This window comes from Streptomyces ossamyceticus, assembly GCF_001418475.1.
GTDB classification, from domain to species: domain Bacteria; phylum Actinomycetota; class Actinomycetes; order Streptomycetales; family Streptomycetaceae; genus Streptomyces; species Streptomyces ossamyceticus.
In genome coordinates, this window is the sequence record NZ_LIQX01000694.1 from 1 (window position 1) to 1,462 (window position 1,462).

The 1,462-nt window shown below is 72.3% G+C and carries 1 protein-coding gene; it reads left to right on the plus strand.

The features are described from left to right. The coding region (locus AOK15_RS36800; RefSeq protein WP_055522941.1) for a cytochrome P450 at nucleotides 1-1,157 on the plus strand (1,157 nt) is incomplete at its 5' end. Nucleotides 1,158-1,462 lie beyond the last annotated feature (305 nt).

The following is a 1,462-nucleotide window of genomic DNA, read 5'->3' on the forward strand; positions in this document are numbered from 1 at the left end:
ACGCCGAGCTGCGGGCGCTGGGCCGGGTGCGGTACTTCGAGCCCACGAACCAGTGGCTCGTCGCCCACCACGCGGATGTCTCGGCGCTGCTGCGGGACCGGCGCCTGGGCCGGACGTACCAGCACAGGTTCACGCACGAGGACTTCGGCCGCAGTGCGCCGCCGCCGGAGCACGAGCCGTTCCACACGCTGAACGACCACGGGATGCTGGACCTGGAACCGCCGGACCACACCCGGATCAGGCGGCTGGTGTCGAAGGCGTTCACACCGCGCACGGTGGAGCGGCTGAAGCCGTATGTGGAGGGGCTGGCGGGTGAGCTGGTGGCCCGGCTGGTCGAGGCCGGCGGCGGTGATCTGCTGGCGGATGTCGCGGAGCCGCTCCCGGTGGCGGTGATCGCCGAGATGCTCGGTGTCCCCGAGTCGGACCGGGCGCAGCTGCGGCCCTGGTCGGCGGACATCTGCGGGATGTACGAGCTGAGCCCGTCGGAGACGACGGCGAAGAAGGCGGTGCGGGCGTCGGTGGAGTTCTCGGAGTACCTCCGGGGGCTGATCGCGCACCGTAGGGAGAAGCCGGGCGAGGACCTGATCTCGGGGCTGATCGCGGCGTACGACGAGGGCGACCGGCTGACCGAGCAGGAGATGATCTCGACCTGTGTGCTGCTGCTGAACGCGGGCCACGAGGCGACGGTGAACGCCACCGTGAACGGCTGGTGGGCGCTGTTCCGCAACCCCGACCAGCTGGCGGCCCTGCGCGCGGACCACTCGCTGGTGCCGACGGCCGTGGAGGAGCTGATGCGGTACGACACCCCGCTCCAGCTCTTCGAGCGCTGGGTGCTGGACGACATCGAGATCGACGGCACGACCGTCCCGCGAGGCGCGGAGATCGCGATGCTGTTCGGCTCCGCGAACCACGACCCGGCCGTCTTCGACGCCCCGGAGAAGCTGGACCTCACGCGTCAGGAGAACCCGCACATCTCGTTCAGCGCGGGTATCCACTACTGCATCGGCGCGCCCCTCGCCCGGATCGAACTGGCGGCGTCGATGACGGCCCTGCTGGAGAAGGCCCCCACCCTGACCCTCGCAACGGAGCCGAAGCGCAAGCCGAACTTCGTGATCCGAGGGCTGGAGGGACTCCAGGTGGAGGTGGCGGTGGCGTAGAGCGCGCCGCTCCTTGCGGTCGCCGGCCCGCTCCTCCGGCCCACCCGCGCCCATCCGCCTCGGCCCCCGAGAGCCCGTCCACATCGGTCCCCGCGTGGCCGTCCGTCTCCGCCTCGGCCACCGCGAGCCACCCCCGGCCCTCGCGAGCCGGCCCACCTCGGCCGTCCCCGCCCGGTCGGCGGCCCCGGTCCTCCCCGTCAGGTCTCCGACCTCCGGGGTCTGGCGTGCTCGGTGCTCGGGGGCCGGGGGCCGGGGGCCGGGTCCGGGGTCAACCCATGACGACATCCCTCCGTCGTAGTCCTGCC